17 protein-coding genes are annotated in these 20,337 nt (G+C 43.3%); 13 read left to right on the forward strand and 4 right to left on the reverse strand.

The genetic code is table 11. The features are described 5' to 3' along the window. Nucleotides 1-99: 99 nt before the first annotated feature. Nucleotides 100-2,658, reverse strand: coding sequence for a transglycosylase domain-containing protein (locus BAU14_RS07565; protein WP_161899481.1), 2,559 nt, complete (start codon nt 2,656-2,658; stop codon nt 100-102). A gap of 287 nt (nt 2,659-2,945) precedes the next feature. On the opposite strand from BAU14_RS07565, the gene tyrS reads away from it, so the two are divergent. The 3 genes from tyrS (at nt 2,946) to BAU14_RS07580 (ending at nt 6,409) form a co-directional block, all read left to right on the forward strand. Further along, nucleotides 2,946-4,208: a tyrosine--tRNA ligase gene (gene tyrS, locus BAU14_RS07570; RefSeq protein WP_161899482.1), complete on the forward strand. Its 1,263-nt coding sequence runs from the start codon at nt 2,946-2,948 to the stop codon at nt 4,206-4,208. 319 nt (nt 4,209-4,527) lie between these two features. Continuing rightward, nucleotides 4,528-5,436 carry an AEC family transporter gene (locus tag BAU14_RS07575; RefSeq protein WP_161899483.1) on the forward strand — a complete coding sequence of 303 codons (909 nt, stop codon included), beginning with the start codon at nt 4,528-4,530 and terminating at the stop codon, nt 5,434-5,436. An 82-nt stretch (nt 5,437-5,518) separates the two neighbouring features. After that, a complete protein-coding gene (locus tag BAU14_RS07580) occupies nt 5,519-6,409 on the forward strand; it encodes a deoxyribonuclease IV (RefSeq protein ID WP_161899484.1) in 891 nt (296 codons plus the stop codon). A gap of 207 nt (nt 6,410-6,616) precedes the next feature. On the opposite strand, the gene ndk is transcribed toward BAU14_RS07580, so the two are convergent. Next, nucleotides 6,617-7,036: a nucleoside-diphosphate kinase gene (ndk, locus tag BAU14_RS07585; protein ID WP_161899485.1), complete on the reverse strand. Its 420-nt coding sequence runs from the start codon at nt 7,034-7,036 to the stop codon at nt 6,617-6,619. 307 nt (nt 7,037-7,343) lie between these two features. On the opposite strand from ndk, the gene BAU14_RS07590 reads away from it, so the two are divergent. The 8 genes from BAU14_RS07590 (at nt 7,344) to BAU14_RS07625 (ending at nt 15,055) form a co-directional block, all read left to right on the forward strand. Further along, a complete protein-coding gene (locus BAU14_RS07590) occupies nt 7,344-7,709 on the forward strand; it encodes a GntR family transcriptional regulator (protein ID WP_161899486.1) in 366 nt (121 codons plus the stop codon). Beyond that, nucleotides 7,706-8,401: an ABC transporter ATP-binding protein gene (locus BAU14_RS07595; RefSeq protein WP_161899487.1), complete on the forward strand. Its 696-nt coding sequence runs from the start codon at nt 7,706-7,708 to the stop codon at nt 8,399-8,401. The genes BAU14_RS07590 and BAU14_RS07595 overlap by 4 nt, the downstream gene beginning before the upstream one ends. Before the next feature lie 13 nt (nt 8,402-8,414). Beyond that, the gene (locus BAU14_RS07600) at nt 8,415-9,167 is read left to right on the forward strand and encodes a hypothetical protein (RefSeq protein WP_161899488.1); all 753 of its coding nucleotides are present in this window, start codon (nt 8,415-8,417) and stop codon (nt 9,165-9,167) included. Continuing rightward, nucleotides 9,160-10,071, forward strand: a complete 912-nt coding sequence (locus BAU14_RS07605; protein WP_161899489.1) for an ABC transporter ATP-binding protein — start codon at nt 9,160-9,162, stop codon at nt 10,069-10,071. The genes BAU14_RS07600 and BAU14_RS07605 overlap by 8 nt, the downstream gene beginning before the upstream one ends. Nucleotide 10,072: 1 nt before the next feature. After that, a complete protein-coding gene (locus BAU14_RS07610; protein WP_161899490.1) occupies nt 10,073-10,870 on the forward strand; it encodes an ABC transporter permease in 798 nt (265 codons plus the stop codon). A 148-nt stretch (nt 10,871-11,018) separates the two neighbouring features. Then, complete coding sequence (locus BAU14_RS07615) at nt 11,019-11,252, forward strand: YneF family protein (protein ID WP_161899491.1); 234 nt, start codon at nt 11,019-11,021, stop codon at nt 11,250-11,252. 264 nt (nt 11,253-11,516) lie between these two features. After that, the gene (locus BAU14_RS07620; protein ID WP_161899492.1) at nt 11,517-13,274 is read left to right on the forward strand and encodes an ABC transporter ATP-binding protein; all 1,758 of its coding nucleotides are present in this window, start codon (nt 11,517-11,519) and stop codon (nt 13,272-13,274) included. Next, on the forward strand, nt 13,274-15,055 hold the full coding sequence (locus BAU14_RS07625; protein ID WP_161899493.1) for an ABC transporter ATP-binding protein: 1,782 nt from the start codon (nt 13,274-13,276) through the stop codon (nt 15,053-15,055). The genes BAU14_RS07620 and BAU14_RS07625 overlap by 1 nt, the downstream gene beginning before the upstream one ends. A gap of 178 nt (nt 15,056-15,233) precedes the next feature. Here BAU14_RS07625 and BAU14_RS07630 read toward each other — a convergent pair whose 3' ends face one another. Beyond that, nucleotides 15,234-15,908 carry an NUDIX hydrolase gene (locus BAU14_RS07630; RefSeq protein ID WP_161899494.1) on the reverse strand — a complete coding sequence of 225 codons (675 nt, stop codon included), beginning with the start codon at nt 15,906-15,908 and terminating at the stop codon, nt 15,234-15,236. A gap of 448 nt (nt 15,909-16,356) precedes the next feature. On the opposite strand from BAU14_RS07630, the gene licT reads away from it, so the two are divergent. Together licT and BAU14_RS07640 are read left to right on the forward strand one after the other, a co-directional pair. After that, entirely contained in the window at nt 16,357-17,199 is an 843-nt protein-coding gene (gene licT / locus BAU14_RS07635) for a BglG family transcription antiterminator LicT (protein ID WP_161899495.1), read from the forward strand. Between the two features lie 94 nt (nt 17,200-17,293). After that, entirely contained in the window at nt 17,294-19,192 is a 1,899-nt protein-coding gene (locus BAU14_RS07640) for a beta-glucoside-specific PTS transporter subunit IIABC (RefSeq protein ID WP_161899496.1), read from the forward strand. 69 nt (nt 19,193-19,261) lie between these two features. Here the strand turns inward: BAU14_RS07640 and BAU14_RS07645 are convergent, their stop codons facing one another. Then, nucleotides 19,262-20,179, reverse strand: a complete 918-nt coding sequence (locus BAU14_RS07645) for a MurR/RpiR family transcriptional regulator (RefSeq protein ID WP_161899497.1) — start codon at nt 20,177-20,179, stop codon at nt 19,262-19,264. Nucleotides 20,180-20,337 lie beyond the last annotated feature (158 nt).

The raw sequence follows: 20,337 nt of genomic DNA on the forward strand, positions 1-20,337 counted from the left end.
AGATCGCCGTCTTTTTTGGCTCACATTTGGTAGTGCTGGCTTTGTAGCGATCGCTAATGATTGCTACAAAGCCACTACGCAGTCGCTCTATTCAATAGCTCAATTTTTTTGTGTTTCTTTGTTGTCCTCATTTTTTTCAGTGTCTTTTGACGTCTCTGTTTTTTTATCATCTTCTGAGGTGCTGGAGTCTTTGGTTTCTTCTTTGTTGTCAGCAGATTCAGAAGAAGGGGTCGTCTGGTCGGCACCAGCACCTGCTGCCGAACTGGAGCTAGAAGTTCCAGTCTTATTCTTATCTTTTTCTTCCGTCTTTTTCTTTTCTTCTTCTTTGCCGTAAATCGTTTCCCAATAGGCTTGATAGTTGGCTGCCGTGCCACCGATACCAAACTCAAAACTACTTTTAGCTGGTTCGCCTTTTGCATAAAGAGAGCTCACTGTTTCTAAAGGTACAGTTTGTTCTTTCTTATTAACGGTGACCTTCCCCGGCAGTTCGCCAGTCGCTTTGGCAACTTCATAGGATTTGACGCCGTCTGCCAGTTGGAATCGCTGATCGATGCCAAAGACATCTGGATTGGCCATGTAGACGCGATTGACTAGATAGGCCATATAATTGGCAGTTCGGACCGAGGCATTGCGATCGTTTTTGATAGTGTTATTTTCTACCCCCGACCAACTGCTGATGGTAATTGCTGGTGTTGATACGATCAGCCAGGAGTCGCGGTATTCATCAGAAGAACCGGTTTTACCCACCCAATCGCCTTCTCCCAAGTACCAATTTAAGCTGGATACGAAATCTTTAAACCGTGTCGTATAGCCAGCATCCACAATGCCGCGCATCAAGTCATTCATGATAGAGGCGGTTTGTTTGGAATAGACTTGAACGGGATTTTCTTTGTGCTGGTAGATAACATTGCCGGCATTGTCGGTAATGGAGTCAATCATGTAGCCTTCTTGATAAACGCCGCCATTCGCCAGTGTTTGGAAGCCGTTTGTCTCATTTAATGGTGAGACGTCGTTAGGGCCTAAAGCTGCAGATTCATTGAACCAGTCATCACTAGCGGCAAAATTCATTTTTTTCAAGTATTCGTCATAAGCAGCGGTCTCTCCGACTTTTTCCTGGAAATCCCGATAGACATGGGTCGCCGGGATATTGCTGGATTGAACCAGGGCTTCTCTGACGGACTGGAAGGTGTTAGAACCGGTATTGGTGGCATTGACGATGGGTTTTCCTTTGTCTTCGCCATTTTGCCAAGTGGTTTCAAAGTCGGAAAGCTTGGTTTCTGTACCGATTAGGCCTTGGTCAATCGCCGGTCCGTAGACCAATAGCGGTTTGATAGAAGAGCCTGCGGGACGTGTGATATTAAAGGCGTGGTTAAGCTGCGTATCATTGAAGTCCCGACCACCAACAAAGCCCAAGATGCGACCCGTGTGATTATCCATCATGATATTGCCCACTTGCACTGTCCCGGTATTTTCACCGTCTAACATATAACCGTATTCTGCCACCGCATCCTGCATCGCATTATAGATTGTTTTGTCGATGGTGGATTTGACCGTATAGCCACCGGAAACCAATTCTGAAGAGGCTTTTTCAAGATACTCTTTTTTGACTTTTTCCTTTTGATACTCTTTATCGGAAACCTTGTCATCTTTTCGCAGCTTGTCTGCCATCAGTTCCTGTGCCTCACCCAAAACCGTGTAATAAAGATAGCCGTGGTCGTTGGCATCTCGTTCTTGGCGAGGTAGAAAGTCTTTGGTCAGGTCATATTTTTTTGCTTCTTCGTATTCCTTTTTAGTAATACTGTGGTTGCGGTACATACTAAAGAGGACGAAATCTTTACGCTTCAAGCCGGCAGAAAGATTTTCTTTGAGCTGACCGGTATTGTCGTAAGGACTGTACGTGATAGGACTTTGAGGCAAGCCGGCGATAAATGCTGCTTGGGCAAGGTTGACTTCATCTGCATTTTTCCCGAAGATCCCTTTGGCAGCTTCTTGGACACCAGCGATATTTTGGCCCCGATTGTTCCGCCCAAATGGTGAGACATTCAGGTACATAGTGACGATTTCATCTTTGGAGAAATACTTTTCCACTTCCATCGCCAAAAGAATTTCGTTAGCCTTACGCTTAAAGGTCGTTTCATTGCTCAGCACCTGTTGTTTTACCAACTGCTGTGTCAACGTCGAACCACCGCCACCACCGCCAAATCCGGTAGCTTCCGATAAGAGGGCCCGCACGACGGATTTAGGGACGACACCGTTGTGTTCATTGAAATATTCATCTTCGGTATCAATGATGGCTTGCTTCAACAAGTCGGAAATCTTATCTGATTTGACTGCTGTTCGCATTAAGTCAGAGCGAATCGTTGAGATATTGCTGTTGTCCGCATAGACCAACTTCGATGTCTCGGAATACTCTCCCAGAGTTTTCTGCATTTCCTTTTTAGTGGGCGTCTTGGTATCTTCTACCAGGTAAGCAAAGTAACCAGCACCGATACCGGCTGCTAAAGCACCACCGATGATTAAAAAGGAGATGATTACCAAGAGCAGCGCGTGGAGTGTTCGCAGCGTGACATTAAAATAAAACCAACCCTTCGATTTTGCCTCTGGCTCATCGTGGTGTTGGCGTTTTTTTCTTTGGGGCACATTTTTCACCTCAATCATAGAATAAAACTGAGCGGCCTTGCGCCCAGAAGTAAGACAATTACCGTTGTATTATAGCAAAAAAGACTTCAAATGGACAGTGCTCAGAAAATCGCTGCCGCAATACTAATAAAATCGCAAACAATTCCCTTCGTAACCCTTTTATTTACAGGGCAATTCAGTTAAGATGAACAGGTAAAGAAAAGGAAAATCACCGAGATTTGGCAAAGTGCGTTTGCCTTGGTGATCAGAGGATGCTCGGGTTTCACCTGTTACGAGCATCTGACAATGAATAAGGAGGCTACACCATGGGTTCTGCATTTTTTGAAGAACTGAAAGGTCGCGGTCTGGTGCACCAGGTCACCGATGAAGCGGCACTGGAAAAACAATTAAACGAAGAGTCTGTGAAGTTGTATATCGGCTTTGACCCGACGGCGGACAGTCTGCATATCGGTCATTTGCTGCCGATTTTGATGCTGCGACGTTTCCAACAAAACGGTCATGTACCTATCGCTCTTGTGGGCGGCGGTACGGGAATGATTGGGGATCCTTCCTTTAAAGATCAAGAGCGTCAGTTGAATACGCTGGATACGGTCAAAGAGTGGTCCCAAAGCATCAAAAACCAACTTTCTCGCTTTATCGATTTTGACGATGACACCAATCCTGCGATTGTTGCCAATAATTATGATTGGTTGGGGGAAATGAAACTGATCGATTTCTTGCGGGATGTCGGCAAAAATTTCACCATTAATTACATGATGTCAAAAGAAAGTGTTAAACGCCGGATTGAAACTGGTATTTCCTACACCGAGTTTGCTTATCAGTTGCTGCAGGCCTACGACTTTTTGAAATTATACGATACACAAGGCTGTCTGTTGCAATTGGGCGGCTCTGATCAATGGGGCAACATCACGTCTGGAATTGAATTGCTGCGACGTGAGCGAGAAGTTCAAGGATTTGGACTGACTATGCCATTGATCACTAAAGCAGATGGCACTAAATTTGGGAAGACAGAGGGCAACGCTGTTTGGTTGGATCCAGAAAAAACCACGCCTTACGAGTTTTACCAATTCTGGATCAATACAGATGACCGGGATGCTGTTAAATTCCTGAAATACTTCACATTCTTGAGCTTGGATGAAATCGCCGCAATCGAAAAAGAATTCGCGGCTGCTCCAGAATCTCGTGTGGCACAAAAAGCGTTGGCAAAAGAAGTAACCACTTTGGTTCACGGTGAAGCGACGTACCAACAAGCCCTGCACATTTCTGCGGCTTTGTTTTCTGGTGATGTGAAAGATCTTTCAGCAGCAGAAATCAAACAAGGGTTTAAAGGTGTGCCAAGTTACCAAGTCAAGGCTGAGGATGATCTAACTTTGGTAGAATTGCTGATTACAGCAGGTATCGAGCCTTCCAAGCGTCAAGCGAGAGAAGATATTCAAAACGGTGCCATCTATGTGAATGGCGACAGACGTCAAGAATTAGAAGCTGTCTTGACTGACGACGATAAGCTTGAAGGGCATTTTACCGTGATTCGCCGTGGTAAGAAAAAATATTTCTTGCTGGAATTTTGAAGCAGTCTTTAAGAGTCTTTCTTTTCTGTTAACGAGTTCTATCAAATAGTAGGTAACAGCTAGTCCGGCGATTACGCCGGCCTGCTTAATTTATCTTTTGTCTGCTGAATTGTCTGGCTGATAAAGTAAATCTTGCCTTGTAACAATAATTGGCTAGCTTGCCACTCGTTGCAGAAATTCAAAAGGGGCTTCAAAAACTAATCAATAAAGGCCTGACATAATCATTCATTCATGGCTTTGGATCGGTCCGCTCAAGGTCCGATCTTTTTTTACATATTGGAAAAGTGCTTTTCATAGAATTAACGCAGGAGAGTGTAGGATGGGGCATATCATTATCAACGCGCTGACTTTATTTGTTATCATCTTTTTAGGCTGGTTCATCAAACGAATGGGGCTCTTATCAAAAGCCGATGGGAATACCTTGTCACAGATTATTGTCAATGTCACCCTTCCGGCAGTTATCATTGTGAACCTCGCCCGGTTGGAGTTATCCGGCTTTTTACTGCTCTTGATACCAGGGGCTGTCCTGGTGACCTTGGTCCAGATTCTTATCGGGAAACTGTTTGCCGCTAAGCAAGCACCGGCAGACCAATTGTTTTTGCTATACGGGGTTTCGGGTTTCAATATTGGAAATTTCACACTACCCTTTGTCCAGAGCTTTTTTAGTGCCGGTATTCCGGTCTTGTCGATTTTTGACATTGGCAATTCCATCATGCTGGCAGGTGGCACGACGGTGGCGATTGACGCTTTGACAGGGCGCAACGAAAAGGTCAGTATCCGCCGTATTTTACAAAAACTTGTGAGTACACCACCATTTACTTGTTATGTGGTGATGCTGGTAATTCGCCTGTTACAGGTAGAACTCCCCTCACAAATCATCAGCGTATTGAGCCCAGTTGCCGCTGCCAACACGTTTTTATCCATGTTCATGATTGGCCTGTATCTGGAACTCCGTTTACCGCGGCAGTCTTTAGGAATCGTGGTTAAAGCGCTGGGACTGCGGTACAGTATTGGCGGTGGCTTGTTATTGGTCATCTTGTCATTGCCGATTTCGCAAACTGTGAAAATGATTTTGTGTCTTCTGGCAGTCACGCCGGTGCCGCTTTTCAGTGTGATTCATTCGGTTGCGGCCGGAGTCAAAGAAGAAGTTGCTGGTTTTTGTTCATCTGTCAGTTTTTTGTTGAGCTTGGTGTTTATGACCACTATTGTGACGGCTTTTGGAATTTAAAAAGGACCATCAAGTGACGGAGAAATCATTTTCAGATTACTAGAATGTTAACAATTAAAACTATAAAAAGGAGCAAGTAATTATGCTATTATTGGGATCCCATGTTTCTATGAGTGGAAAAAAAATGTTGTTGGGAGCAGCAGAGGAAGCGGCCGGTTATGGCGCTTCGACTTTTATGATTTACACGGGAGCACCACAGAATACCCGCAGGAAACCGATTGAAGAATTGAATATTGCCAGCGGCCAACAATTTATGGAGGAGCACGGGCTTTCCAATATTGTCGTTCACGCTCCTTACATCATCAACTTAGGAAACACGATTAAAACGGAAAACTTTGGCTTTGCTGTCGAGTTTTTACGAGAAGAGATTCGGCGAGCCCAGGCATTAGGGGCAAAACAGATTACTCTGCATCCAGGGGCTCATGTGGGGGCCGGTGCCGAGGCGGGTATCAAGCAAATTATTAAAGGCTTGAATGAAGTGCTGGAAAAAGACCAGATTCCCCAAATTGCGCTGGAGACGATGGCCGGCAAAGGAACTGAAGTGGGTCGAACCTTTGAAGAATTAGCTGCAATCATCGATGGGGTTACATTGAATGAAAAATTGTCGGTTACACTGGATACATGCCACACCAACGATGCCGGCTATAATATTAAAGAGGATTTCGATGGTGTATTGAATACCTTCGATAAAGTGATTGGCTTAGAACGACTGAAAGTGGTCCATGTCAACGATTCTAAAAACCCTCAAGGCGCTCACAAAGACCGTCACGCCAATATCGGTTTTGGCACCATTGGCTTTGAGGCACTGAACAAGGTGGTTCATCATCCACAATTAGAAAAGCTGCCGAAAATCCTGGAAACTCCTTATGTGGGAGAAGACAAAAAGGATAAGAAAGCCCCTTATGGATTTGAAATCGCAATGCTAAAAAAACAAGTCTTTGATCCAGAGCTCTTAGAGAAAATCATGGCTTAGTCATTCGATTCAAAATAGAAAATGCAAGTTCTCAATAGAATTAAATAGAAAAGTAGCAGGTAGTCAAGCAAAGGAGGCTGACTAGCTGCTACTTTTTTGTTTTTTAGAAAAGAACAATAATGTTAGTATGAATGCTTTTACGGAATCAGTTGAAAGGCTAGCGAAAAACCTGTCAGCAAACAGTTTGATTTTTGCTTTGAAATCGCTTTAGGCTACTGGATTCAAGCTTACGCCGAAAAAACGTGCAATCTCTGTTTGGGCAGCCTCTCTGCAGTCAGAAGCGTGAATGACATTTTCATCTTTATTAATCGCAAAGTCGCCGCGAATCGTTCCCGGTGCGGCTTTCAGCCCATCCGTAAAACCAACCATCCCCCGGACTAGTTCTACGGCATTTTCCGCCTCTAACACCATATAGATTACGGGACCAGAAGTCATATAATCTAAAATCTCGTTAAAAAATGGTTTATCTTTCAAGTGATCATAGTGAATTTTGGCCAACTCTCGGTCCATCATGGCTACTTGCAGTCCTTTGATGGTCAGTTGCCGATCTTCGAAACGCTGAATAATACGACCAGCTAATTTTCTCCGGACACCATCCGGCTTGATGATAACTAATGTTTGTTCCATAACACAACACCCTTTCATGTATCCTGTAGGTTTATAATAGCACGTTTATCTTTCGTTGAAAACGTATACAAGATATAAAACTAAATAAAAATTAGGTAAGATAAAAAATAGTTTGATAACGGGAGCACTATTATTCTAATAAGCATAGTCAGCATAAGAAGATTGACAAAATGTATGTACGTGTGTATTATTCAACTAGGACACAGATGCATGTCACATTTAAAACCTGGAAGACTGACGTCAAACGTGGCGTTTTCCTTAAAAGGATAGGAACGGCACATTATTAGTAGAAAAAGGAGGTAGACAGATGGAATTTTCAGATGAGCGGCCCATTTACATCCAAATCATGGACCTGATCATCCAACAAATCGTCTCTAAGGAATTGCTGCCGGGAGAAAAAGTACCTGCCGTCAGAGAAATGGCTATTCAACTGTCCACCAATCCAAATACTGTCCAGCGAGCTTTACAAGAGTTAGAGCGAGAAGAAATCCTCTATACCCAAAGAGGGCGTGGGCGTTTTGTGACCACTGATGAAGAGGTATTGGCGCAGTTGGGTGCAGATCGGACCCGCCAAATCATAGAAGATTTTTTGCAAAAAATGCAGGGGATCGGTATTCCGGCACAAGAAGCGCTGGAAAAAACGGCAGCATTTTTAAAGGAGGAGTACCAATGAGTTTGATTGAGGTAAAGAATGTTTCTTATCGCAAGGGGCAAACGACAATTATTGAAAACCTGGACTTTTCCCTTGAAGGGGGAAAGATTGTGGCGCTATTGGGAGAAAATGGTTCCGGGAAAACCACCATCATGCGTCTTTTAGGAGGCTTGGCGCTGAATTGGAAAGGTTCCATTCACATCGATGGGATTCCAGTAGGTCCCAAGACCAAAGAAACGGTTTCTTATTTGGCAAATCCTGACGATTTTGCGAGCGACTCTCAAATTCAACAGGTACTAAATTTTTATGCCGATTTTTATGATAATTTTGATATCGGTAAGGCCCAGCAATTATTAGGTTTTATGAATTTGGAACCCACCGACAAGCTAAAAGGGTTATCCCGGGGGAATCGTGAAAAGCTGGCATTGGTGGCTACTTTGAGTCGCAAAGCAAAGGTTTATCTACTGGATGAACCGCTCAGCGGGATTGATTTAATGGCGCGGGAAAAAATCATTGAATCAATGCTCCGCTGGTTTGAAGAGGACAGTCTGCTATTAATTACCACCCATCAAATCACTGAAATCGAGAATATTACTGATGAAGTGATGATTTTAAAAGATGGTCAGATTGCTCTGCAAGCAGATTTGGAAACGGTGCGGGAGAAGCAGCAAACCGGCTTAGAAGGTATTTATCGCCGGGTATTGACAAAGTAGGAGGGAACGTGTGATGGGATTTAAAATTTTTCGCCAGCTTTTTCACGAGCACTTGAAACAATATCTGATTGGTTTTCCAATTATCGTGATTGCAGAAACGATTTTGGCGTATCGGTTAGTTGTTTTTCTAGGAGATTCGCAAAAGGAAATCACCGTATCAGCGACAGCTTTTCTAGGCTTTCTATTGGTTTTTATGTTCTTTTTTTCTGTGATGGAGAATATCTCTGCTATGAAGGTTTGGCAAAATCCCCGCTATCGGCTATTGCCGGTCTCTTCGACGAAATTGTACTTTTCTGTGATGGGCTTTGCTGTTTTCAACCAGGTGCTGTATTTTGCATTTTTGGCACTTAGCTGGTTGGGAATTGCCAACTCTGTTTTAACAGAAATAACCTGGCCGGGAATGGGAGATTTCTTTGATATTATTCGGACTGTCTTTGTTTTTTCTGTCTCTTTTTCTGTTATTTGGCAGGCTGCCGGATTGCTTACGATGACGATTGCCCAAAATTTCTTTTCCAAGCTTCGACCATTGATGGGAATCATCATTTTTATTGCGTTGATGTTTGCTGATGCGGGTATCAGTCATTTAGGAGAACTCATGGACGGAGTAATTTTCAAGGATGTTAGCCAGACGTTCTTTTATTCCTTAGTGGGGAGAGGGCCGTTTGCACTGCTGGCAGTGTTAGTGGGATTAGGAGTTGAGATCGCCTTAGGAATCTACGTTTTGAAACACTTTGCTGAGGCAGAAAGAAGGAATGAACATGTCTAACGTATTGGAATTGTCGAATATCTGGAAACGAATCGGTAAGAAGATGATCATCAAAAATGTTGCATTTACAGTCGAAAAAGGACAAATCGTAGGGCTGTTGGGACCAAATGGCGCTGGGAAAACAACTCTGATTCGAGTTATCGTTTCTTTGATGCAGCTGGATCAGGGGAATATCATGATCAACGGTATTTCCTTATCTAAAGACTATAAGAAGGCAATCGCGCAAGTCGGCGCCATCATCGAGAATCCCGAGTTTTACAACTACATGTCTGGATATGATAACCTGATGCAATATGTGCGGATGGCCCGCAAAGAGATTTCTAAAAAAGAGGTTGATGACGTGGTCAAGGCCGTGCATTTAGAAAACAATATTGATCAGAAGGTCAAGACGTATTCATTGGGGATGCGTCAACGCTTAGGTGTGGCTCAAGCGCTGCTGCATAAACCAGCGTTATTAGTCCTTGATGAGCCTATGAACGGTCTCGATCCAAAAGGAATGCGGGAATTTCGGGAGATGATGTTAGCCCTACGAGACCAGGGGATTTCTGTGTTGGTTTCCAGTCATCAGCTGAGTGATATCGAGCAAATCGCCGACCATCTCGTCATCTTGCAAAAAGGTGAAGTTACTCACCGAGTATCCATGGCTGAAATTAAAAACGGTTCTGGTAATGTAATTGAACTGATTACCAGCGATAATGCAGCTGCTGAAAAACTGCTGGCAGCCTCAGGATTTTTGAACCTTCATGCAGAAGGTGACAAAGTTTTTGTGACGACTAGTGAAGATCGTCGTAGCGAAATTGCCGCTTTGTTGGTCAAAAACGAGATTGGCTTATTGCAATTGAATCAAAAGGTCAATTCACTAGAAGATGTCTTCTTGGAATGGACCGAAGAGGGAGGCTTATAAGATGCTAGCACTTGTTAAAAATGAATGGATCAAATTGAGTAAAAAGAATTCGACTTGGATCATGTTGGGAATGCTAGTTCTATTGACTGGTGGGTTAAACTTTTTGACGGGCATGATCTCTTCAGGAGACGCCAGTGCCAACTCGATGTTTGCTTCTCTTTCCCAGATGACTTCATTTCTGAACTTGTTTGTGGTGATTGTTGCCGCGTCTTCCATCGCTGAAGAATTTTCTCGCGGCACCATCAAATTTTTACTGATTCGCCCTTATTCCCGCACACAGATTTTTGCGGCCAAGTTCATCAATTCGTTACTGTTTGCTTTGTTGGGCACGGGCATCTTGTTTGTGACTTGTTTGGGAAGTGCCAACTTGTTTATGAAAGCTGAGTCTCCTTTTTTGAAGGCTGGTGGCTTTGGTGATTGGTCGGCGATGAAAGTGGCTTTAGTGACTGCCGGTGTCAATCTGATTCTAATCCTGTTTTATCTGGCGCTTACGATGTTCATCTCGGCTGCAATGCGTTCTCAGGCAATGTCGGTAGGCTTAGGTATTGGAATGCTGTTTGGTGCACCTCTGCTCAACAGTATGCTGATGATGGGGCAAGAAAAGTATCCTTGGCTGAAATGGAATATTTTTAACACTGCCAATATTAAAGAAACGATTCCCCAGCTGGCCGGTGTCAAACTGGAAGCCTATCTGACCCTTGATTTTTGGCAGTCTTTAGGGGGGATTGGCGTCTATGGTGTGTTACTGTATATTTTTGCGAATTGGATTTTCAGTGCCCGTGATGTGGCGTTAAGCTGATTTTAAATAAAAAGAGTAGGCGCTTTTCGAAATTGTGAGGAATTTCGGGAAACGCCTTTTCTTTTGTTGGGATATCTAGTAAAATATCTCATTGAGAAGACTGCGCAGCTTTTGCCTGGGCAAGATCAAAGAGAAAGGAGGAATTGAGATGCAAACACCGGTAGTCGTTTTATTGGTAGTCATCGCACTGTTGTTAGGTGCTGTGGGTGGTTTCTTTTTGGCCCGTAAATATATGCAAAACTATCTTGAACAAAATCCTCCCATTAATGAGGACATGCTGCGTTCTATGATGATGTCGATGGGGCAAAAGCCTTCTGAGAAAAAGATTCGTCAAATGATGGCGCAAATGAAAGGACAGCAGGCTGCTAATAAGAAAAAGTAAGCAGACAGTGTCTTAGGCAATGTTACCAGCGGGCTGATTTTCGGCTCGCTGTCTTTTTTTGTGGCTTGAAAGAATCACCTCGAAATACAGCCTTAAATCTTGGAGAAAGCAGACTGGAAACAAGGATTCTCCGAGTGTTCAAAAGAGGCAATTGTGATTTAAAAGCAAATTTTTCCCTTGAGTTATTTAAAAACTCTGGTAATAGACAACATTCAAGCTTATCAGAAAACAGAGGGAAGGCACTTATCAGAAAGAAGGTTGAAAATGTCAATTTTCCGCAAGTTGGACTGGTTCTTTAAAAAGGAACGCAAAGCATACTTGATTGGAGTCACTGCTCTGGTGCTGGTGGCTCTGGTTCAATTGATCCCACCAAAAGTAGTGGGGATCATTATTGATGAAATCGCTGATCATAATATTCAAATGAAGTTGATTGTCTTTTGGATTGTGATTTTACTCTTGGCGGCTTTAGGCCAGTATGTTTTTCGCTATGTGTGGCGTATGAATATCTGGGGTGGGGCGGCTCGTTTAGAAAAAGATCTCCGGCGACAACTCTTTGATCACTTTACCAAGATGGATCACGTCTTTTATCAAGAGCATCGTACCGGTGATTTGATGGCTCATGCGACCAATGATTTAAATGCCATTCAAAATGTGGCAGGAGCTGGAATCCTGACTTTTGCCGATTCATTTATTACTGGCGGCGCTACGATTGTTGCCATGATTTTGTTTGTGGATTGGCGCTTGACTTTGATTGCGCTGCTGCCGTTGCCACTTTTGGCGGTGACGTCTCGGGTTCTAGGCTCCAAGCTGCACGATGCTTTTCGTGATTCCCAAGAGGCGTTTTCTGATATCAACGACAAAACGCAAGAAAGTATTACCGGAATCAAAGTCATCAAAACATTTGGACAAGAAAAAGAAGACTTGGAAGATTTTCAGAAGAAGATTGACCAGGCCATCGTAAAAAATCGACGGGTTAACTTTCTAGATGCCTTGTTCGATCCGTTTATTACGGTGATCATCGGAATCAGTTATGTCATCACCATCATTGTGGGTGGCCGTTTCATTATGCAAGGGACAATCACGATTGGTCAGATGGTTTCTTTCATCAGCTATATTGGGATGTTGGTGTGGCCGATGTTTGCCATTGGCCGCTTGTTTAATGTTTTAGAACGAGGAAATGCAAGCTATGACCGGGTGGCAGAACTGCTGCAAAAAAAGACCCACATTGTGGAGAAAGCCGATGCAATCACTACTCCTGCTGAGGGTGATCTGAATGTGGAAATTGCTTCGTTTGCTTATCCGGATGCAGCTGAAAAAAAGGCTCTTGCACAGATTAAATTCGTATTGACCAAAGGAGAAACGTTAGGAATTGTTGGTAAGACTGGCGCCGGCAAAACAACACTCTTGAAACTTTTAATGAGAGAATACGACGATTACAACGGAAAAATCACGTTTGGCGATGTTGACATCAAAGATTATTCGTTGGACGCGCTTTTGCCGGCAATCGGGTATGTGCCACAAGACCATTTTCTCTTTTCTATGACCATTCGTGACAATATTCGCTTTGCTGATCCAAAATTGGCACAAGAAAAAGTTGAAGCGGCGGCTGCCTTGGCTGCCATTGATGAGGACATTAAAGGATTGCCCCAGGGGTACGACACCATGGTAGGTGAGCGGGGTGTTTCCCTTTCAGGTGGACAAAAGCAGCGAATTTCGATTGCGCGAGCATTGGTAGTAGATCCTGAATTACTGATTTTGGATGATGCACTATCAGCGGTGGATGCCAAGACCGAAGAAGCAATCTTATCAGGGCTAAAGAGCTATCGTAAACATAAGACGACCATCATTGCCGCCCATCGGCTAAGCTCTGTTATGCATGCCAAAGAGATTGTTGTTTTGGATGAAGGCCGGATCATTGAAAGAGGAAGTCATGAAGAACTGTTGGCACTAGGCGGTTGGTATCACCGTATGTGGGAACGACAGCAGTTGGAAGCCAAAATCGAAGGAGGGGTTACAGAATAATGGAAGAAAATCAATCAGCTTGGTCTAAATCAATCCCTTTTTCCGAACAAAAGGTGATCATTAAGCGGATGTTCAAATTCGCCAAACCTTTTCGTAAGACCTTCTTTGGGGCCATTGGCTTTGCCCTCTTGTTATCGGTAGTCAATGTGCTTTTGCCGCGTATCATCCAGACCTTTATGGATGATTACCTGACTCCTAAAACAGCAACCACTGAAATTATCTGGTTTTTTGCGGCGCTGTATCTTTTCGGTGTGGTCATGAAGGCAGTCATCTGGTTTTACCAGTGGTTTATGTATTCCATGGCTTCGCTGCGAACCTATCAGTTTGTGCGGACGAAATTGTTTGAAAAGCTCCATACTTTGGGGATGCGTTATTTTGATCAAACACCAGCAGGTTCCATCGTATCTCGAGTCTCCAATGATACAGAAACACTCTATGAATTTTGGTATGTCTTTTTGATGTTACTGACGGGTGTGTTTGCAGTCGCTTCGTCATTTATTGCGATGTTTCAGATTTCTGCTAAGATCGCATTGGCAAACCTCGTATTTTTACCGATTCTCTTGGTAGTCATCTGGTATTATCAAAAATACAGCTCACGGATTTATCGCCGGATGCGGGAAAAGCTCAGTCAATTGAATACCAAGTTGAATGAGTCAATTTCGGGAATGAGAATCATCCAACAATTTCGCCAAGAAGCGCGTTTAAACGAAGAGTTTGAAACTATTAATGACGATTATCTGAAGACTCGCTTTGCCATGATCAAGACTAACTCGTTGTTGTTGTCACCGATTATTAATTTTCTGTATGCTATCGCATTGGCGCTGTCATTGACTCTTTTCGGAATCGATGCGCTGCATTCTCCAGTAGAAGTGGGGTTAATTTATGCATTTACCACTTATGTCCAAGCTTTTTTCAACCCCATGAGTCAGATGATGGATTATCTTTCAGTCTTCACAGATGGCATCGTAGCTTCCAGCCGAATTCTGCGGATTATGGATGAAAAAGAATACACCCCGCAGCAAAATCCTGGAGCTGATCAGGTGATTCAAAAAGGGAAGATTGAATTTCGCAATGTCAGCTTTTCTTATGATGGACAGCAAGACGTTTTGAAGGATATCTCCTTTGTGGCCCATCCCGGTGAAACCGTCGCACTGGTTGGTCATACCGGCAGCGGGAAAAGCTCGATTATCAATGTATTGATGCGCTTTTATGAATTTACGGAAGGCCAGATCCTCATCGATGATCGGGATATCCGTGACTATCCGCTGGAAGAACTTCGGCAAAAGATGGGGTTGGTCTTACAGGATGCCTTCATGTTTTTTGGAGATATTTCTGACAATATCCGTTTGCTAAATCAAACGATTACTGACGAACAAGTTCAAGCTGCCGCCCGTTTTGTTCAAGCCGACAAATTTATTGAAAGTTTACCTGGGGGGTATCATGGGAAAGTAATCGAAAGGGGAGCGGGATATTCTAGTGGCCAGCGCCAACTGATTTCTTTTGCCCGGACGATGGTCACTGATCCCAAGATTCTCGTGTTAGATGAAGCAACGGCTAATATCGATACGGAAACAGAAGGTTTGATCCAAGAAGGGTTAGCCAAGATGCGTCGAGGCCGAACCACGATTGCGATTGCTCACCGTCTGTCCACCATTCGCGACGCCGACACGATTTTGGTTTTGGACAAAGGTCGGGTTGTGGAACAAGGCAACCATGAAGAACTGTTGCAGCAAAACGGTCTGTATGCCGATATGTATAAATTACAATCAGCAGAAAATTAGCAGACTGCAGATTGTAAAGGTCTCACCATCAAACAAGAAATAGGCGACAGGCTCTTATCCAGTCTTACTCCAAGACTGTCGAGATTATTTCTTAAGGGCAAAATAAGATGACCGTCAGTAGCTGATTGTGTGGATCAGTTCCGACGGTCATTATTTGTAGTCGTCTTATTGCCATCGTTCATTTGGTTATTAGTTGAGTCTTTTTCAGCAGTTGGAGAATCAGTTTAGCGGTCAGTCCCCAGATTGGGCCATATTTGGTTTCGAAAACATAGATTTCTTCAAAAGCGTTGCCCCAAGGTTCGTGGTAGCGAGCTGGCAAGAAGAGGGTCTCAGCAGGTAAGAACCATTCTTTTTGCAAGGTATTGCTTTTTTCTTGATAGGGATGAATCAAAATGGGACATAAATAGCGTTGCGGCGGATTTTCAATAAAATAGGTGAGTGGCAGTGTGAAAACTTCTGCGACTTCTGCTGGTTGTGGGGTAAGTCCCGCAAGCTCTGTCACAGGAAATTCTCCTACAAAAGCTGAGATGCGCGTTCCGCTGGCAATTAGCAAAGTATCCAACTGCCCCCAAACATTTTCTGACGGCACCATGACACCGAGTTCTTCAAAAGTTTCTCGTAGAGCACCGCTGCAAGGTGAAGCATCTTTAGCGTCTACTTCTCCGCCAGGAAAGCAGATCTCGCCACCTTGACGAATCGTGGCTGCCCGCTTTTCAAAAAGCAGATGCCACTCACCATCTCCCTGGGTAAGTAATGGTAAGAAGACTGCGGCGTGAAACCATTGTTCAATCCCGTCAATTCCCGGTGTATGCTCAAGTGAAACGCGAATTTTTTCTGAAAGATTTTCTATCATCCTAATCCCTCCGCTCACATCATAACAAAAAGCTAAAGGCAATGAAAAGTGCCTGCTTTGTTTTTACTAATATTAAAAAGACAGAGCCTACTATTAGTGACTTCTATAAAATATCATAGAAAATCTAATTTGATGTCTTTTTGACTTTCTTTCAAAAAAGTGTTGACAGCGTTTTCGTCATTTGTTAGGATATAGATGAATTAAATAGACATCTTAAGTCTGGATAGTGATTGTGAAAAACAAGCTAAACCTGATGAAGCCACTTCTTTGGTGTGCATTCATTGGGTTTTTTTCTATGTTTTCCTTGATTTCACTACTCAAAAAAAGTTAAAAAATAACTTAGTGAAAGCGTTGACACTTTAGATTTGATTGTTTATCATTTAGATGTGATATGAATTAGAAAATTATTATAATAATCGTTCTAAAATGAACAATCGGGGGCTTGAAAATGAAAATCGTCAAGATTCTAAATAACAATGTGGTTTTGACGAAAGATGAAAAAGATAACGAAATCATCGTGTCAGGTCGCGGGCTGGCATTTCAAAAGAAGTGTGGGGATCTCATTGAGGAAGAAAAAATCGATAAGCGTTATCGGTTGAGTGATTCCGGCGCCTCCCAGCGATTTCAAGAATTGCTGATGGATGTTCCCGTTACTTATCTGGAGTTGGCGACTGAAATCATCGATGATGCCAAAAAGCAGTTGTCGGCACCGGTAAATGATTCAGTATATATTTCAATCACTGACCATCTGTATACAGCAATTCAGCGAGTGAAAAAAGGCATTCGTTTGCGCAATCTTTTGCTGTGGGACATTAAACGTTTTTTCCCGGATGAATTTTCTATCGGGCAAAAAGCAGTGACCATGATTAAAACGAAATATCGACTGGATCTGGGGGAAGACGAAGCGGGAAATATTGCACTGCATTTGGTCAACGCCCAAACTGAGACGGAGCATCAAGACGTGTATGAGATGACCGAGCTGATGCAGGAGATTATCCAAATTGCCAGTTATTATTTCAAAACCCAGTTCGATGAAGAGTCGGTTTACTTCTATCGCTTTACGACACATTTGCGCTTTTTTGCTTCTCGTATCATGGGCGGCCGTCAATATCAGGACGAGACCGATGAAGAATTGCTGTTGATCATCCAACGGAAATACCGTAATGCCTATCAATGTGTCTTAAAGATTCAACAGTTCATTACAGAAAAGTACCACTATGTGATGAGCAATGATGAAAAATTATATCTGACAATCCATCTGGCCAGATTGGTGCAGAAGGCGAATCAGTGATAATACTTTTGAAAAAGGAGGGAAGAGGTTCACCCGCATTAAAAAGGTTGTCTGCATTTATTTATTTTCTACATACCAATAAGGAGGGAAAATTGTGGGAAAATATCGTGAGTTATCTGAAAAAATCGTTGCCAATGTCGGGGGTAAGGAGAACATTAATAGCCTGACCCACTGTATCACTCGCTTGCGTTTCAAATTGAAAGATGAAGGAAAAGCCAACGATGAGGTTTTGAAAAATATGGACGGTGTCGTAACCGTAATGAAATCAGGCGGCCAATACCAAGTGGTCATCGGAAACCATGTACCGGCAGTGTATGAAGATGTCATCGATGTAGCCGGTATTTCTGCTGACAGCGGGGGTGAAGCTTCTGGAGGCAATATCTTCAATCGGATTATCGACATTTTGAGTGGCTGTTTCCAACCGTTTTTGGGAGCGCTGTCAGCAGCGGGTATGGTAAAAGGGCTGAATGCGCTGTTAGTATTCTTAGCGACGCAGACAGGTTGGTTTGAATACACCACTACCGGCGGCACGTATATGATGCTTAATGCTATTGGGGATGCTATCTTCTTCTTCATGCCGGTAATTGTTGGGTATACGGCTTCTCGGAAATTCGGCTTGAACACGATGGTAGGGATGGTAATCGGAGCGGCGTTATGTTACCCAGGAATCCAGGCTAGTGCTTTGGCATCCATGTATCCAGATGGGGCAGCTCACAGTTTGTTCGGACTGCCGGCTTACGAAACCTTCTTGGGTATTCCGTGGGTAGCTGGTAACTACACCAGTTCTGTGATGCCAGTCATCTTTATCGTTGCTTTTGCAGCTCAGATTCAAAAAATCGCCAAACGAGTGATTCCAGAACTAGTTCAGACATTCTTTGTGCCATTTTTTGTTTTACTGATTGCTTTGCCAGTAGGTTTCTTGGTTATCGGGCCAATCATCTCTGGTGCGACGGATCTGTTGAGCTTGGGCTTCAACAATTTGATGAGCTTCTCACCAGCATTGTATGGGCTAGTCTTGGGAGCGCTGTGGCAAGTCTTGGTTATCTTTGGTCTTCATTGGGCCGTGGTACCAATGGCCATCATGCAGATTACCGAAACCGGTATGAGTCAAGTTTTGGCAGGTTCTTTTGCAGCCAGCTTCGCACAAACTGCAGTAATCATTGCTATGTTCTTCAAACTGAAAGACAAGAAACTGAAAACATTGGCGATTCCTGCAATCATCTCAGGAATTTGTGGGGTAACTGAACCAGCAATTTACGGGTTGTCATTGCCGAAGAAAAAACCATTTATCATGTCAATGATCGGTGCTGCTATCGGGGGCATGATTATGATGATGAACGGTGCTACTTCTTATCAAATGGGTGGTTTGGGTGTCTTTGGTATTGTAAGCTATATCGCTCCAGACGGCAATGCACAGTATGCTTGGACAGCGATTATCTCCGTTCTGGTTGCTATGGCAATCAGCTTTACGTTGACCTTCTTCTTGTGGAAAGATGATTATGTAGAAGCAGCAGAAACAGAACCTCAAATGCAAGTTCGTAAAGAAATCGTATCTGCACCGGTTCAAGGCGCCATCATGCCACTGTCTACTTCAAAAGACGAAGCTTTTGCACAAGGCGTGCTGGGCAAAGGGGTTGTGATCCATCCTGAAAAAGGGGAAGTTGTTGCACCATTTGATGGAACGGTGATGACATTGTTCCCAACTAAACACGCGATTGGTTTGGTTTCTGATAACGGTCTGGAGTTGTTGATTCACATTGGCTTGGACACGGTACAGTTGAATGGTAAATACTTTACAGCTCATGTGAAACAAGGCGATCATGTGAAACGTGGCCAAAAGCTGGTGAGCTTCGATATCGCTGCTATCCAACAGGCTGGGTACAGTGTAGAAACACCGATAATCGTAACTAACGTTGGGGATTATCTGGACATCATTGAAAGCGACAAAGCCACTGTTACCGGTGAAGACGAGCTGATTACAGCTTTGGCATAAACCGTAAATAGCAAGGCAAAAATTAGAGGACCAGCTGTGCTGGCCTCTAATTTTTCGCCGCTTTTTATTTCAGTTGGGTCGAAAGGAATCTTTGAACTGGACAGTTTTTTCCACAGACTCTTCCGTCATGATGGCAGAAGAAGTCTTGCGTTTGTCAATTCGTTCGCCCATTTCTATGAGATGGTTGAGATTAATGGCGTAATTATCGGCAAAGACACAGCTGTACAAAAGATCCAACAAGTAGCAAACAGATTTGTTGATTGAAAAATTACCGATTTTGGAATACAAACGTTCGCGAGTAGTTAGACGCAGCTGTGAATCTCCACTGCGGGCTAACGTGTTGTCTCCTATACTGGTAATCACGATTAGTGGAATCTGCTGCTGTTTTAAGATTTGGGCAATTTGAACCAATCCCGTATTCTCGCCTGTATAGGAAATTAAGAGGCCACAACTGTTGGCAGGCATATTATAGGCTTCATAAGGGCCTTCTCCGGAAGCAGTATGGGTCACCATTTTTCCGATACGATTCATTTTTAGCGCAAAATCTTGCGAGATCAGTCGATTGGCGTTACTGCCGAATATCTTGATATGTTCGGCTTGCAGCAGTAATTGTTTGGCAGTATTCAATTGATCATGATCCACTAAGGAAAGGGTATCTTCAATGGTAGAAATTTCCAACGCAGCCATCTTTTTGGCGATAGTGGTAATGCCATCGCCAGCCGCAAAGGGAAGATTGGCATCAACTTGTTGAAAGTAACCATTCAAGTAATGATCTTCTCGTAAATAGGCTTCTTTTAACTCTAGCCAGCCGGAATAGCCGAGCTTTTTGGCGACACGAATCAAAGTAGACGGATGGACGTAGTTTTCATCAGCAAGTTGCTGCACAGTCATCGCGGAAAGACGTTGTGCTTCACTTAAGATAAAGTCTACTAGTTGCTGTTCCGCCGGAGAAAAAGCAGTCGTCATCATTTTTTCTCGAATCAACATGAAATCACCTCGATTGTATTTACAATAATTATAGATGAATTGAGAATGTAAAAATAGAAAAAATAAAGAAACAATCCAAAATTTAAGGGATATTCCTGCTTGATTTACGATTATTTACAAAATCCTTGGTGGTTCTCGGAAAAATTGTAAATCTTATT

The sequence above is a fragment of the Candidatus Enterococcus leclercqii genome (assembly GCF_009933135.1).
In the GTDB taxonomy this organism is placed as follows: Bacteria; Bacillota; Bacilli; order Lactobacillales; family Enterococcaceae; genus Enterococcus_C; species Enterococcus_C leclercqii.

Coding starts and splice junctions, on each gene's coding strand:
- BAU14_RS07565 (WP_161899481.1), bottom strand. CDS start 2,658: ATGATTGAGGTGAAAAATGTGCCCCAAAGAAAAAAACGCCAACACCAC.
- tyrS (WP_161899482.1), top strand. CDS start 2,946: ATGGGTTCTGCATTTTTTGAAGAACTGAAAGGTCGCGGTCTGGTGCAC.
- BAU14_RS07575 (WP_161899483.1), top strand. CDS start 4,528: ATGGGGCATATCATTATCAACGCGCTGACTTTATTTGTTATCATCTTT.
- BAU14_RS07580 (WP_161899484.1), top strand. CDS start 5,519: ATGCTATTATTGGGATCCCATGTTTCTATGAGTGGAAAAAAAATGTTG.
- ndk (WP_161899485.1), bottom strand. CDS start 7,036: ATGGAACAAACATTAGTTATCATCAAGCCGGATGGTGTCCGGAGAAAA.
- BAU14_RS07590 (WP_161899486.1), top strand. CDS start 7,344: ATGGAATTTTCAGATGAGCGGCCCATTTACATCCAAATCATGGACCTG.
- BAU14_RS07595 (WP_161899487.1), top strand. CDS start 7,706: ATGAGTTTGATTGAGGTAAAGAATGTTTCTTATCGCAAGGGGCAAACG.
- BAU14_RS07600 (WP_161899488.1), top strand. CDS start 8,415: ATGGGATTTAAAATTTTTCGCCAGCTTTTTCACGAGCACTTGAAACAA.
- BAU14_RS07605 (WP_161899489.1), top strand. CDS start 9,160: ATGTCTAACGTATTGGAATTGTCGAATATCTGGAAACGAATCGGTAAG.
- BAU14_RS07610 (WP_161899490.1), top strand. CDS start 10,073: ATGCTAGCACTTGTTAAAAATGAATGGATCAAATTGAGTAAAAAGAAT.
- BAU14_RS07615 (WP_161899491.1), top strand. CDS start 11,019: ATGCAAACACCGGTAGTCGTTTTATTGGTAGTCATCGCACTGTTGTTA.
- BAU14_RS07620 (WP_161899492.1), top strand. CDS start 11,517: ATGTCAATTTTCCGCAAGTTGGACTGGTTCTTTAAAAAGGAACGCAAA.
- BAU14_RS07625 (WP_161899493.1), top strand. CDS start 13,274: ATGGAAGAAAATCAATCAGCTTGGTCTAAATCAATCCCTTTTTCCGAA.
- BAU14_RS07630 (WP_161899494.1), bottom strand. CDS start 15,908: ATGATAGAAAATCTTTCAGAAAAAATTCGCGTTTCACTTGAGCATACA.
- licT (WP_161899495.1), top strand. CDS start 16,357: ATGAAAATCGTCAAGATTCTAAATAACAATGTGGTTTTGACGAAAGAT.
- BAU14_RS07645 (WP_161899497.1), bottom strand. CDS start 20,179: ATGTTGATTCGAGAAAAAATGATGACGACTGCTTTTTCTCCGGCGGAA.